Origin of the sequence: Thiohalomonas denitrificans, from assembly GCF_016841685.1 — a bacterium.
Taxonomy (GTDB): Bacteria; Pseudomonadota; Gammaproteobacteria; order Thiohalomonadales; family Thiohalomonadaceae; genus Thiohalomonas; species Thiohalomonas denitrificans_A.
On the sequence record NZ_JAENYR010000012.1, the window covers coordinates 37795 to 51673 of the forward strand.

General features: G+C 60.6%; 12 protein-coding genes. 8 read left to right on the forward strand and 4 right to left on the reverse strand.

Translation table 11 applies throughout. From position 1 onward, the window contains the following. Window positions 1-9: 9 nt before the first annotated feature. The 5 genes from Q7L05_RS04215 to Q7L05_RS04235 all read left to right on the forward strand — a co-directional run bounded on the left by Q7L05_RS04215 (window position 10) and on the right by Q7L05_RS04235 (window position 5679). Window positions 10-438 (forward strand): F0F1 ATP synthase subunit epsilon, encoded by a 429-nt coding sequence (locus tag Q7L05_RS04215; RefSeq protein ID WP_303902416.1) that lies wholly within the window; start codon window positions 10-12, stop codon window positions 436-438. A gap of 185 nt (window positions 439-623) precedes the next feature. Continuing rightward, window positions 624-1112 (forward strand): FKBP-type peptidyl-prolyl cis-trans isomerase, encoded by a 489-nt coding sequence (locus Q7L05_RS04220; RefSeq protein ID WP_303902419.1) that lies wholly within the window; start codon window positions 624-626, stop codon window positions 1110-1112. 25 nt (window positions 1113-1137) lie between these two features. Further along, entirely contained in the window at window positions 1138-2511 is a 1374-nt protein-coding gene (gene glmU, locus Q7L05_RS04225) for a bifunctional UDP-N-acetylglucosamine diphosphorylase/glucosamine-1-phosphate N-acetyltransferase GlmU (RefSeq protein WP_303902422.1), read from the forward strand. A gap of 140 nt (window positions 2512-2651) precedes the next feature. After that, window positions 2652-4484 carry a glutamine--fructose-6-phosphate transaminase (isomerizing) gene (gene glmS, locus Q7L05_RS04230; RefSeq protein ID WP_303902425.1) on the forward strand — a complete coding sequence of 611 codons (1833 nt, stop codon included), beginning with the start codon at window positions 2652-2654 and terminating at the stop codon, window positions 4482-4484. Window positions 4485-4884: 400 nt separating this feature from the next. Then, window positions 4885-5679, forward strand: a complete 795-nt coding sequence (locus Q7L05_RS04235) for a bestrophin-like domain (protein WP_303902427.1) — start codon at window positions 4885-4887, stop codon at window positions 5677-5679. On the opposite strand, the gene Q7L05_RS04240 is transcribed toward Q7L05_RS04235, so the two are convergent. The 3 genes from Q7L05_RS04240 to Q7L05_RS04250 all read right to left on the reverse strand — a co-directional run bounded on the left by Q7L05_RS04240 (window position 5676) and on the right by Q7L05_RS04250 (window position 9428). Continuing rightward, entirely contained in the window at window positions 5676-5993 is a 318-nt protein-coding gene (locus tag Q7L05_RS04240) for a potassium channel family protein (protein ID WP_303902430.1), read from the reverse strand. The two genes, Q7L05_RS04235 and Q7L05_RS04240, sit on opposite strands and share 4 nt — an antisense overlap. A gap of 147 nt (window positions 5994-6140) precedes the next feature. Further along, window positions 6141-8507 carry a metallophosphoesterase gene (locus tag Q7L05_RS04245; RefSeq protein ID WP_303902433.1) on the reverse strand — a complete coding sequence of 789 codons (2367 nt, stop codon included), beginning with the start codon at window positions 8505-8507 and terminating at the stop codon, window positions 6141-6143. A gap of 198 nt (window positions 8508-8705) precedes the next feature. Beyond that, complete coding sequence (locus Q7L05_RS04250) at window positions 8706-9428, reverse strand: outer membrane protein (RefSeq protein ID WP_303902436.1); 723 nt, start codon at window positions 9426-9428, stop codon at window positions 8706-8708. A 195-nt stretch (window positions 9429-9623) separates the two neighbouring features. On the opposite strand from Q7L05_RS04250, the gene Q7L05_RS04255 reads away from it, so the two are divergent. Both Q7L05_RS04255 and Q7L05_RS04260 read left to right on the forward strand, forming a co-directional pair. Further along, a complete protein-coding gene (locus Q7L05_RS04255) occupies window positions 9624-10013 on the forward strand; it encodes a hypothetical protein (RefSeq protein ID WP_303902439.1) in 390 nt (129 codons plus the stop codon). Between the two features lie 51 nt (window positions 10014-10064). Continuing rightward, a complete protein-coding gene (locus Q7L05_RS04260) occupies window positions 10065-11390 on the forward strand; it encodes a DUF2254 domain-containing protein (RefSeq protein WP_303902442.1) in 1326 nt (441 codons plus the stop codon). Between the two features lie 309 nt (window positions 11391-11699). On the opposite strand, the gene Q7L05_RS04265 is transcribed toward Q7L05_RS04260, so the two are convergent. Continuing rightward, window positions 11700-12263 (reverse strand): hypothetical protein, encoded by a 564-nt coding sequence (locus tag Q7L05_RS04265; RefSeq protein ID WP_303902445.1) that lies wholly within the window; start codon window positions 12261-12263, stop codon window positions 11700-11702. 206 nt (window positions 12264-12469) lie between these two features. Between Q7L05_RS04265 and Q7L05_RS04270 the strand changes: the two genes are divergently transcribed. After that, a complete protein-coding gene (locus Q7L05_RS04270) occupies window positions 12470-13819 on the forward strand; it encodes an anaerobic sulfatase-maturation protein (RefSeq protein ID WP_303902447.1) in 1350 nt (449 codons plus the stop codon). Window positions 13820-13879 lie beyond the last annotated feature (60 nt).

Here is a 13879-nt window from a genome sequence, read left to right on the forward strand (position 1 = left end):
ACTGAAGCTATGTCAATGACAATGCACGTCGACATCGTCTCTGCCGAGTCGGAGATCTACTCCGGTACGGTGGAAGCTGTGTTTGCTCCGGCAGCTGAGGGCGAATTGGGCATCATGCCCCGCCACGCCCCGCTGCTGACGCAGCTGGCGCCCGGTGAGGTGCGTGTTCGGATGCCGGGCGGCGAAGAGGAGTTTTACTTCGTTTCCGGCGGGATGATCGAGATTCAGCCGCACACGGTGACCGTTCTGGCGGATATCGCGGTGCGTGCCAAGAGCCTCGACGAGGCCGCCGCCCGGCAGGCGAAAGAGCGTGCCGAGCAGGCGATGAAGGACCGGCTCTCCGACGGAGAGTACGCCCTGGCCGAAGCGGAGCTGGCACAGGCCGCCGCACAGTTGCAGACCATTCGACGTCTGCGGCAGCGCCAGGGCCGTCGCTAACCGCTAGGGTAGGTAACCACAGAGAACCCAGAGTAAATACCGGCTAGCATTGGGCGAAACGAGCGGGAACGATTGCCGCTGGAGGCTCGGTTCACTGTGTCCTCTGCGGTGAAGCTTCCCATTTAGTGAGAATAGAGAGGGGCAGTGCTAAACTGCCCCTTTTTTCGTTGGGAGGAGTGCAAGCGATGAGTGAGCCCCGGGTAGGCGTCAATAAAGTCGTCTCGGTGACCTACAGCATCCTGGATGACAGGCAGGAGGTCGTCGAACAGATCGAAGTTCCCGTATCCTATCTGCACGGCCGTGACCGCGGGCTTTTCGAACCCATCGAACGGGCGCTCGAGGGTAAGATGGTGGGCGACGAGGTTACGGTCAACCTGTCGGCCAAAGAGGGTTTCGGTGAGTGGGACCCTGCCAAATCCTTTTCCGATGCCATCGAAAACGTTCCACCCGACTATCGCAAGTTGGGGGCCCAGGCCGAGTTTGAAAACGAAAAGGGCGAAAAACTCACCATGGTGGTCACTCACGTCGACGAAGGAACCGTCACGCTCGACGGAAATCACCCGTTCGCCGGCAAGGATTTGACGTTCCACGTCACAGTTTCCGACATCCGCGACGCGACTCCCGAAGAGGTTGCAGCCGGGGACGTGCAGGAGCGGACCGGCACGCTACACTGACCTCAAAGCAACGCCTCAATCGTCAATGAGCAATTATCTGGAAGTCATTATTCTGGCTGCGGGACAGGGTACGCGCATGCGCTCGTCCCTCCCGAAAGTTCTTCATCCCCTCGCGGGAAAGCCGCTGCTCGGCCACGTCCTCGATACGGCCCGACAGCTTGAGCCGACCGGGATACACGTCGTCTACGGTTATGGCGGCAAACAGGTCATCGACACCTTCGAAGAGGAGTCGGTGCACTGGGCCGAACAGGTGGAGCAACTCGGGACCGGCCATGCGGTAGCTGCCGCGCTGCCTGGAGTCGCCGACGAGGCGACGGCCCTGATCCTTTATGGCGACGTGCCGCTTATCGGGCGGAACACGCTTCAGCGGCTTGTCAATGCCGTATCCGGAGACCGGTTGGTGCTGCTGACGGCGCTCCTGGATGATCCCCACGGTTACGGCCGGATCCTCCGGGACCGTAAAGGCCGGGTGCAGCGTATCGTCGAGCAGAAGGACGCCACAGCAGAGGAGCGGAGTGTTTGCGAAGTCAATACGGGCATGATGGCCATGCCTGCCGCACGCCTCAAGGAGTGGCTGGGCCGGATCGAAAACGACAACGTCCAGGGCGAGTACTACCTCACCGATATTATCGCCCTCGCCCGTGCCGACGGGGTCGCCGTGGAAGCGGTGATCGACGACGATCTCGAAGAGATACTGGGTGTCAACGATCGAGTACAACTTGCCGCCCTGGAGCGCAGCTATCAGCGCCGTCGCGCCGAGGAGTTGATGCGTGACGGGACGATGTTGATCGATCCGGCTCGATTCGATCTGCGCGGTACCTTGCGGGTAGGCCGGGATGTCCGTATCGATGTCAATGTTCTCGTCGAGGGTGAGGTCGCCCTCGGAGACGGAGTCACCATCGGCGCCAATTGCATCCTGCGGGACGCGGTTATCGGAGAGGGCACTACCGTCGAGCCGATGAGCATCATCGAACAGGCCCGCATTGGACCGAATTGCCAGGTCGGCCCCTTTGCCCGCATCCGTCCCGGCACGGAGATGGCCGAAGGGGCCAAGGTGGGCAACTTCGTGGAAGTAAAGAAGAGCCGCATCGGCCCCGGCTCCAAGGTCAACCACCTCAGCTACATCGGCGATACCACCATGGGTTCCGATGTCAACGTTGGTGCCGGCACCATTACTTGCAACTACGACGGCGCCAACAAGCATCAGACGGTCATCGGCGACGCTGTCTTCATCGGTTCCGATACGCAACTCGTGGCTCCGGTTGACGTCGCTGATGGTACAACCATCGGTGCCGGATCTACCATTACCAAAGACACTCCGGTGGGCGAACTGACCCTCAGCCGGAGCAAGCAGATCACCATCAAGGGCTGGAAACGGCCGATTAAGAAAAGTGGCTAGTTGCGAGTGGCTAGTTGCTAGGATAGCGTTGAAAAAGGTGACTGTTATGTGCGTTGCTAGCAACTAGCAACTAGCAACTAGCAACTAGCAACTAGCAACTAGCAACTAGCAACTAGCAACTGAACATTGAGGTTTAGAGCATGTGCGGAATCGTCGGAGCAGTAGCGGAAAGGGATGTCGTTCCGATTCTCATCGAAGGCCTGCGTCGCCTCGAGTATCGGGGCTATGATTCGGCAGGGGTAGCCGTCATCGATGAGGAAGGGGCCTTGCAGCGCGTGCGTCTGCCGGGGAAGGTCGACGGACTGGCGGATGCCCTGGACGGACAGGCATTGACCGGCAACATCGGCATCGCCCATACCCGGTGGGCCACTCACGGCAGGCCCAGTGGAAACAATGCCCATCCGCACGTTTGTCGCAATATGGTGGCCGTGGTCCACAACGGCATCATCGAAAACCACGAAGAGCTGCGGCGCCGCCAGCTGGCACGGGATTACCTCTTTACCTCCGAGACCGACACCGAGGTCGTCGTCCACCAGATTCACGATTATCTGCACGAGGGGTGCGACCTCCTCGATGCGGTCAGAAACACTGCCTCCGATCTTGAAGGGGCGTTCGCCCTTGGCGTTATCACCGATCGTGACCCGGAGCGGTTGGTGGCGGCCCGACAGGGTAGTCCTTTGGTCATCGGTATTGGCATTGGTGAGCACTTCATCGCCTCCGACGTGGCGGCCCTGTTACCGGTTACCCGCCGCTTCATCTTCCTGGAAGAGGGTGATATTGCCGACATCAACCGCGAACGTGTCGTGATCTACGATGGCGACGGAAGGAAGGTCACCCGCCCCATCAGAGATTCCGAACTCTCTGCCGATTCCGTCGAGCGTGGTGAGTTCCGCCACTACATGCTCAAGGAGATCCATGAACAGCCGCGGGCCATCGCCGACACGCTGGAGGGTCGCATCAGCGCGGGACGGCTCCTCGAGGCCAGCCTGGGCCACGAAGCCGGTGCCGTTCTCGACCAGGTGCGCCGCGTCACCATCGTGGCCTGTGGCACCAGCTATCACGCCGGGATGGTGGCCCGCTACTGGTTCGAGGGTATCGCGGGCGTGCCGTGCAGCGTCGAGGTCGCCAGCGAGTTCCGCTATCGGGAGCCGATTCCCGAGGAGGGCAATCTCCTGGTGCTGATCTCCCAGTCCGGTGAGACGGCCGATACGCTGGCTGCTCTCCGGGAGGCTCGGCGCACCGGATTTGCCGACCATACCCTGGCGATCTGCAATGTTCCGGAAAGCTCGCTGGTACGCGAGACCGACCTGGTACTCATGACCCGGGCCGGCCCCGAAATCGGTGTCGCCTCCACGAAGGCGTTCACGACTCAGCTGGTCTCGCTGCTTCTGTTGGTGATTGCCGTTGGGCGTCGGCATCGCCTCGCACAGACCGGACGGGAGGAGTCGATTGTCGCCGCATTGGAGCAACTTCCGCGTCAGGTGGAGCGTGCCGTGGAACTCAATAGCCAAATCGAGGCCATGGCCAGTCACTTCGCGGAAAAGCGCCATGCCCTGTTTCTCGGCCGTGGCCCGCACTTTCCGGTGGCCATGGAGGGAGCACTCAAGCTCAAGGAGATCTCCTACATCCACGCCGAGGCCTACCCGGCGGGCGAGCTCAAACACGGTCCCCTGGCACTGGTGGACAGCGAAATGCCCATCATCACCGTGGCGCCCAACGACTCCCTGCTGGAAAAGCTTAAATCCAATCTGCAGGAAGTCCGGGCCCGGGGCGGCGAACTGTTCGTCTTTGCAGGCAAAGGCATTCACATGGACGACGGCGATCACGTGCTTGAACTCGATGCTGTCGACACAGTCACCTCTCCCATTCTCTACACGGTCCCCCTGCAGCTACTCGCCTATCACGTGGCCGTGCTCAAGGGCACGGATGTGGACCAGCCGCGAAACCTGGCGAAATCGGTAACGGTGGAGTAGGGATCAGATCACCCCTTCAAGTTGATGCCGCAGTACTTCTTTCGGATGGTTGCATCCCGATCGGGGATGCACTGGCAGTCTCGGCATGAGCCACAGTGCGCTCCGGAACGCCGTTTACTCTGGAGTCGTCCCTGCCCCCAATATCGAGGACGGGGTACGTCATTCGTCTGGCGCTGTAGAATAGCCACTCTCCGCAACCCGGTTTTCAGGGGCGATAGCGCCTCAACGATGAAGCTCTCGACTCGCGCCCCCATAAGTCGATAATTGGAAGGATCTAAACGCACGAAGGCGGAGCGGTTAGCTACACTTTTGGAACAACGGGCCTCACCCCTTCGAACGCGAAGCGCGAGTTCAAGACAGGCCGCGCCCCCGTAGCGGAACGACACGGAGTGTCGCTGGGATGTCGGACATATTACCCATTCGCTATCTCGACTATCTTCCGCTCTGGGCTATCTTCCTGCTTTCGGTCGTATTGCTGCTTGCTTTCAGCGAAGTGGGCTTCCGGGTCGGCAAACGCTGGCAATCCACTGATGTGGCGGAATCTTCGCAGACAGGTGCGATCATGGCCGCGTCTCTTGGGCTGCTTGCCTTTATGCTCGCCTTCTCCTTCGGTATGGCCGGAAACCGTTTAGACGCCCGCAAGCAGGCGGTGCTGGATGAAGCAAACGCCATCGGCACGACATGGCTGCGTTCGCAGTTGCTGCCGGCGCCACACGATGCTCAAATTGAAACGCTGCTCAAGCGCTACGTCGAACTGCGGATCGAAGGGGCGGAAGCCGAGTCGTTAGAGGAACTGCGCCTAGCCGTCGCCGAATCGACGGAAATCCACGAGCAGCTTTGGCAGCATGCGGTGACCCTGGGCAAGGAATTCCCGCGCGCGGTTACGCTGGGGCTGTTCATCGATTCGCTCAACGAAGTGATCGACCTGCACGAGACCCGCATGACAGTCGCCCGCTACCGAATACCGCGGAGCGTGTGGAGCGCCCTCTATTTTCTTGCCTTTGCCGCGATCACGGTGGTGGGGGTGCACGCCGGGCTATCGGGTGGGCGTAGTTGGTTGGTCACGGTCCTGCTGGCGATGACGTTGTCGATGGTGTTGATGCTGGTTATCGATATCGACCGGCCGGGACAGACCCTGTTCAGCGTCAGTCAGCAATCGTTAGTCGATCTTCGACGAAGCATGGGTGAGCCCTAGGAACCTCTATTTGGTTGCTCGGCCATCGCTTGACCGATACGGGTAAAGGTCGCATACAGCATCGAAGCGGACAGACCCAGCATCAGTATGCCGTTGACGGCCTCGAGGGGGCCAAGCACACGCCAGCGCTCGGACATCACGATGTCGCCGTAACCCAGCGTGGTGAAATTCACGGCCGAGTGGTAGAACGCCGCCGTGTATTCGACAAACTCGCCACAAAGGACTAAGACGGCGGCCCATACGGCCATCTGTAGCAGCGCCAACAGCGTCAATTCCAGCAACAAAGTAGCGTCCCAATAGGGGTATTTCGGCATCACGCGTTGGCCGATTCCCCGGTTCCCCGTAAAAGGCCTATCGCAACCAGTCCCTGGATACTCAAGGTTGTGAGAAAAACCGTACCCGTTACCAGCAGCGTATTGGCCCACGCGGTCATGCGGATGCGTCCGTTTGACCGCTTTAATTTATTCGGTCGAATTCAGGGGCACGACGAACTCGACGTTGTCATTTCTCCCCTTGCCTGATGGAAGTACTTCGCCGCCGATCTGCAAATCCCTCCAACGTAAAGCCCCTTGGACCCCATAGAGCCGCAGCAGCACGCGGTTGGCCGAACGCTCCACGCGAACCTCCATGAAGCTTTGGAAAAAAGGCGCCTTGTCGTAACTGAAAGCGGTGGCCAACGGCTGGATCGACATCGGCCATGCGTCGAAGTGCTTCACCCATAGCCAAAGCGGCCTTTGCCACAGCGGCACCTGGGCGTCGAGCTTGGCGGTGATTCGATCGGTGCGCGGGTAATAGGCCCAATTCTTGACCGGCGGTTGCTCCGCCCAGTCCAGCGGCGACTCGATGCTGAGGTAGGCCCCACCGCCGCCGTTGGTGAAGTAGAGTGTCGGCCGAGCGCTCTCCGTACCCGGTTCCCGGTAGAACTCGAAGGCATGGGTATCGCCTGCCATGACCACCTCGACGCTGTGCTCCCGCAGCAAATGATGGATCGCGCGGAAGTCGGGATTGGCATTACCCTGATAGCGGCCGGTTGCGTAGAGCGGGTGTCCCAAAATCACCATTTTGAACTTGTCCCGTGCGCGGTCGAGTGCATTACGGAACCAGGCCATCTGCGCCGGGTCGGTGGTGCGCAATACACCGGTGTCGAGCGCCAGCAGGGCAAAGTCGTCGGTCTGCAGCTCGAAAAATGGCCCGCGCTGATGGGCGACCGAAAGGCCGTAGTAGTCGCGAAGCGCCCTGGCCCGGCTGACCAAATCGTCGACCTGCTCTTCGGTCGGAGCGGTGAGGTTCAGATCCGCCGTGCGCCGCGCCCGCATGGCCGTCACGGCCGCTTTCGGCTCAAAAAAGTTCGCGCTGAAACCATCCAGGCCGTCGAACCAGTCATGATTGCCTGGTATAGCGTAAATAGGCTCGTCGAAGCCTTTGAAGGGAAGATAGAACTTGTCTTCGTAGTCATGTATCTCGCCGGAGGGGTAGATGACGTCGGAAGAGATCACCATGAACTTCACTTCCGGCCGGTTCCCGACACGCAGAATCTGGTCATGCAACACGTACTGCGATGGATCCCCCTCGCCCGGATCGCCGATCACCAGGAAACTGAAATCGCCGCCCTGTACCCCCTCCGGGTTCACCTGGAAGCGTTCGCTATCGCTCACTGTCGGGAATTCCTCCCGAACTGCCTTGACCATCGCCTCTCGCCACGGATCGGTGCGCTCGGTGGCCCACTGCTCATTGAGCGCGGCCGTCCAACTCTCGGTGTTGAAGAACCAGCTGAAACCCAAAACCGGCGTAATCGCCACCAACACCGCCGCAAGGGGCAGCCCGTAGGTAAGACCCCACCCAATAATCGCGCTCGGCGAGCGGCGCCCGCGCAGGTCATAGAGATCGGCGCGCATGCGCCGCAGGACCCAACGCTCGCGGAACGAGGGGCGGGCGTCCGGGTCGCTGTCCAGTCGCCTCAGGTAGCGCCGCCAGGCACGGCGCTCCCAAGGCCGGGTCAGCCAGCGCCAAAACAGGCGCACCGGGCCTACTACCAGAAAGGCCAGCAGCAGGGCGACAAGAACATCCCCCACGGTGGCCATTGCCGGTCCCCACCAGCCACCAACCGTGCCCTCCACCTGCATCCGGCCGGCATGAATAATGAAAAAGGTGAGAATGAAGACCCATCGCCAGTATCTTGAGATTTGGTGGCGCGGCTTCTCTTCGGCCAGGAACCGCTCACGCACCCGGGCGAAGAGCGGATTCGGGGGCAGCTTTAGCTTCGGGTCCGGGTGGCGTTTGGTGATGTCCACCTCCTCGGCGCTGACCGGCTTCGGCTCCTTGCCCGATAGGAGTTCCCATCCGGTTGAGAGAAGCCAGAGTCCCACTACGACGCCAAGGGACCACTCGCCGGCGATCGGCCACTGCAGGGCGACCGCCAGCCCCAACAAGACCTTGAAACCGCCATCGACTGCCGCCCACGGTGCGATCTCTCGGGCCCCGGACCGCAGCCCGGCGACCACTTTGCCGCCGCCGTCTACGACAATGGCCAGTCCCAGCAGCGCGGCAAGAGCCGAAAAGGTAAAACCGGGAGCCTCCATAAGCAGCAGGCCGGCGACCACCGAAGCGCCGGGTGCAACGAAGGCGGCTTTGCTAGGTATCCCTCCAGGGGTGACGAGCAGATTGACGATCTGAACGCCGCCAGCGGCAACTAACAGAAAGCCCAAAACCGCGGCGGAGGTGGAACCGGCCAGGAGGGGGGCGGCCAGCGCGAGCATCCCGCCCAGGATAACGGGGAGGCCGAGCAGCAGGCGGTGGCTCAGGGCTGGCCGCTGTGTCTTCACTGGCATGTCCGCTCCCTCCCCGGCTTTCAGCGCTCGCGCTCCGTTCGGCTATAGCAGCTCGGAAAGGCTAGCGTGAAATTTCGCGTTGTTGCGGCCAGTGCCTGAGCCCCCGATGCTCCAGGCTCCGTGGTCAGCCCGACCTGGTGGATGCTCTGCATCGATGACATACGGGGAGACTCGGTCGAGCCGCCCTGGAAGGTGAAATCAGAATTCATAGGCCAGACCGAGCCCCAGCCCCTCCTGGGCGATATCCCACTGGAAATTGCCTTCGTCAAAGTCCGTATCCAGGTAGCGGTAGGCGATGCGTCCCGACCAGCTGTCGCTGAACCGGTAGCCTACGCCGGCTTGGGCCAGCCAGGTCAGGTCCGAGTCGCCCCCTCCCACATCGGCGCGCAGAATGCCTTGCCATCGATGGCTGAGTGCCGGTGTATAGCGGGCTCCGATAATGGCGTCGGTCCAATCCTTGTCAGAACTCCGTTCTCCACCGATCGGGATGTCGAGCTCGCCATCCAGTTGTTGGTAGCGGGCGCCGAAATAGCCAACCAGGTCGGATTGAAAGGCATAGAGTGCGCCGGCTTCAGCAATGGTCTGATCGAAAGTGACCTCGACGTTGCCGATGGGAGTCTCTTCCTCATTGGAAAGGCTCGCAAACCAGATATCACCGAAAAAACCCCACTTCTTCATCGCCTCGAAGCGCAGGGCGGCGGCGGTGTCCACGAAATCCACAACATCGCCGAAATCGGCGCTCACATCCGCCTCACGGTCTCCCACGGTGACTTTTCCGTCGATGCTGGTGCCCCACGCATAAGGGGCGATAACGTACTTCCACCCGGTTTGATCGACGTCCTGCGCCAACGCACCCCCTGAAATCAGGAGCCCGGCCACCGACGTTGCGGCAATGCGCATGAAATCCTTTTCTCTGCTCATCACGTCTGCATCTCCTGTGTCGCTCGTGCTTGTTCAAGCGGAAGGCTAGGCGAGGCCAAGCCACTTCGCCATAAACTGGCGGCCTGCGCAGCATCCCGCCACCGTACGATATCGGCCGGGCAACCCGAAGATCGGCTAAAGGTTGATGGAGACGCTCTCATCCCGCAGACCGTACAAGCGCCCGAGGATAAAGGCATGGATGAAATCTTCAGTCGATTCTGGGAGAACCTGGCGGATCGGATCCACGGGCCGCTCACCTTTCGGTTGATACTCCAGCCGATCATGGCTCTCTCCTTCGCCATTCGTGACGGTTATCGGGATGCGCGGGCCAGACGCCCGCCCTATTTCTGGGCGGTATTCACCGATCCCGGCCATCGACGTAGTCTGCTCGCTGAGGGTTGGAAGGCAGTGGCGCGGGTCTACGTCTTTGCGCTGATTATCGACGGGGTCTATCAGGTCATCGTGTTTCGCTGGTTCTATCCGATCGAGGCCCTTGTGGTGGCATTCCTTCTCGCATTTGTTCCCTACCTTCTAATTCGCGGCCCCGTCAACCGTAGTTTGCGTCGGTACGTGAGGGAACGTTGAGCCGGCATAACTTGGCCTAGGCTGTCGATCAACGCAATGAGGGAAACTGGCATGATTTCCATTTACCGTGCGATTATCGCCCGCCTGGGGGTCCCCAAGTTTCATCGGGAGCACACCCGAAGCCCGCGGCTGGGGCTGATCACCTGGGTCTACATCGGCAGCGCCATTGCACTGGGGTATGCCGCGCCCCAGTTCAATCAATGGTTCTTCCCCTGGCTGGTATCGCCGCTGGACAAATCCAGTATCTCCACCATTCTGGCGACCATCGCCTCGGGCATGATCACCCTTACCGGCATCGTCTTTTCCCTGGTTTTCGTCATTGTCCAGTTTGGCAGCAGTACCTACTCGCCGCGAATCACCCGCGTATTCGCCCACGTCCGCAGCCTGCGCCACTCGCTGGGGATCTTCACGGGTACATTCATCTATTGCCTGATGGCGCTTAGGACCCTGGGGCTGGAGAGGGGCGAAATCGTGAGCGCCTTCACCGTATGGCTGGCGTTCGCCTGGCTGCTGGCTTCCGTGGTGATTCTGGCGAATTTGGTTCGGGTGTTTACGACACTCACTATCGGCAATGTGCTGTTCGCCTTGAGCACGGCCGGACGCTTCAGTATCGCCCGGCTGTACACACCCTTGACGGCGGGTAACACCAACCGGGCCAGCGGCGGGGAAGGGCAGACACTGCCGGAGCTGCCCATTGCCCAGACTGTACTGTACAAAGGCGCACCGGGCTACGTCATCCGCTATGACACGCGGCGGCTCATGGAGTTGGCCAGACCCGCCGGCCAGGTGATCCATCTTCCCTATGCGGTGGGCGACGCCCTGCGTGACGGCGAAGCGGTGGCCCAGATACGCGGAGGCGAAACCGAGATTCCTGAGCCGAAAATCTACTCGGCTATCATCCTAGGGCGCGAACGCGCTTTCCGGGACGATCCCCGATACGCCCTGCGGCTCCTTGTCGACATGGCGATTCGCGCGCTGTCGCCGGCAATCAACGATCCCACGACGGCAGTGCAGGCACTCGACCATATCGAGCTTCTGTTGCACCGGCTCGGCAACTCGGATCTGGATATCGGGACGGTACGGGACCGTGAGGGCAGGGTCAGGGTGGTCTATGCCGCTCCCGGTTGGGAGGTCCTGCTACGGTTGGGGCTTTCGGAGATCATGCAGTACGGTGCCACATCGCTCCAGGTCCAGAGGCGTCTCGCGGCACTGCTGCAGTTCCTGTCGCGTGCTGTCCCGCCCGATAGGGCAGCGGTGGTCGAGCAGTTCGCCAAAGAGCGGGAGGTCTTTATTTCCAGCGCCTGGGAAGACGACACGCTCCGGCAGTGGGCCGAAACGCCTGACCACAGCGGACTGGGAGGAGGCGGGGATATCTAAGGATGATCTTCAGACTCCTATCCGAGTGGGAGCGGCTTCCAGCCGCGAAGCCGTTTTTTCGGAGGTCGTTTGCGGCAGGGATGCCGCACCTACTGAAATCGGGAGTGACTGCTCGCCGGGGTGATAACGCCCCGTCCCAGGATACTCGTCATCCCCGCGTAGGCGGGGATCCATTTTGATCCATGCTTCTGTTCTGTGGATTCCCGCCTTCGCGGGAATGACGGGGGGGTGAATAGTTACTTTGGAGCAGCTGTTTCGTTCGACGGAGAGAGGGCGGGGAACCGCCCCCCCCTCCGATTCGATGGAACCTTAAGACCGCTCTTTCACCGAGGTCGCGACTGCTTCGGTGTAGGTCACCAGGATCTGGTCGCCTTCGTTGAGTTTGTCCAGGTCTACCTCCTCGGGGGCATTGAGTATCCGGGTATTGCCGCGCGGTCCCGTAACGGTGACCTCTCGCTTGTCCTTGTCGATCTTGTCGACCGTGGCGGCCATCTGAAGCGTCGCCGCCTCAACCACCCGGGGTTTCTCGCCGGAAGGGGCCACTTCGGTGAACTGGGCAAACTCGGCCGGCGGAGCCGGCTCGTTACTAAGGCGAAGGGAGACCGAACCCAGGTACTCGATTTCAATCTCATCGCCCTTTTCGATTTGATCGAAGTTCTGCACCTCTTCGCTCACCTTCAGATCGAACGTGCGCCCCTCCGGCCCCTTGAGGGTCAGACGGCGTTTGTCCTTGTCGATATCCTCCACGGTGGCCACCGTTTCGGATACGGACACCAGAATCGGCTTGGTCGGCTGCTCGGCGGTCTGTGCCTGCGAAGCGAACGCGAAAGCCATAGCCAGCAGCGCAGCCGGAATGATGCTGAATCCTTTCATTGCGATCTCCTTCCCTAGAGTAAAGATTACTCATCCCGGGCTTCGGGATAGACCAGAATATAGCCTATTTGTTGGCTCCTCTACATTGGCCAAGCGAGTTTCAGAATGCCGCCCGACCTCTTTATGGGAATGTGCCCTATGCTCAAAGTGCCGGCGGGCATAAGTCGGCACCGCTTACTTGAATGGGCCAATGGAATGAGAGGCGAATGATGCAAACCCGTGAACACACGCTGCACTTCCGTTCGCCGGGTTCGGCCGGCCGGCAACCCGCTGCTTTTCCGGAGCCGCCGAAGGTTTGGCCGCGCGATGCCCCCTCCAATTTCCATGTGCTCGCCAAACCGACCGGCGCGGTTTGCAACCTCGATTGCAAGTACTGTTTCTTTCTCTCGAAAGAGAGCCTCTATCCCGGCAGCCGCTTTCGAATGCGTGACGAAGTGATGGAGGCGTATGTCAAACAGCTGATTGAGTCGCAGGAGAGTTCGCACGTTACTATCGCTTGGCAGGGGGGAGAGCCGACCCTGATGGGGCTGGACTTCTTTCGGCGGGCAATGGCGCTTGTGGAAAAGTACACCCGGTCCGGCAAGACCTTCGAGCACACCATTCAGACCAACGGTACGCTGCTCAACGACGCCTGGTGTGAATTCCTGCGGGAGAACAACTTTCTTGTCGGACTGTCGATGGATGGGCCGAGAGAGCTACACGACGCCTACCGGGTGGACAAGCACAACCGTCCCACGTTCGACAAGGTGATGCGGGCGACCCGTCTGATGAAACGGCACGGGGTCGAATTCAACATTCTGTGCACCGTCCACGCCGGCAATGTGATGCGACCTCTGAGGGTCTATCGATTCTTCCGCGAGGAGTTGAAAGCGCGTTTTATTCAATTCATCCCCATCGTCGAGCGGGTCACGCCCGAATTGCGTGACGCCGCTAACGAAGGGTGGGGCGATCGCAAGCACGCAAGGCCGTTCTATAGCCAACAGGGCGACATTGTCACCGAGCGCTCCGTCAGGCCCGAACAGTGGGGGCGGTTTCTTAACACCATTTTCGATGAGTGGGTGAAGCGGGACGTCGGGCGGGTTTATCTCCAAATTTTCGAGTCGGCCCTTGCTTCCTGGGTCGGGCTGCAGCCCTCCATGTGCATCTTCGCCGAGACTTGTGGTGACGCTGTGGCACTGGAGCACAACGGGGATCTCTATTCCTGCGACCACTACGTGGAGCCCGAGTATCGCCTCGGCAACATTACCGAAAAACACATGGTGGAGCTGATGTCATCCACGCAACAGCGGTCGTTCGGAGCCGCCAAGCGGGATACGCTCCCCCGTTACTGCCGGGAGTGCGAGGTGCGGTTTGCCTGCCACGGGGAGTGCCCCCGCAATCGTTTTGCGACTACACCGGATGGCGAGCCGGGGCTCAACTATCTATGCGCCGGCTACAAGCGTTTCTTCAAGCACATCGATCGGCCGATGCGGATCATGACGAACCTGCTCCGCCAACAGCGTAGCCCGGCGGAGGTGATGCGAATGCTCAAGCGGGAGCAGCGCGTCGGCAAATAGATGATGCGGACGCGGTTTCATCGTACGGCTCACACAGGAGCGGCGGAGAGCCGCGATAAA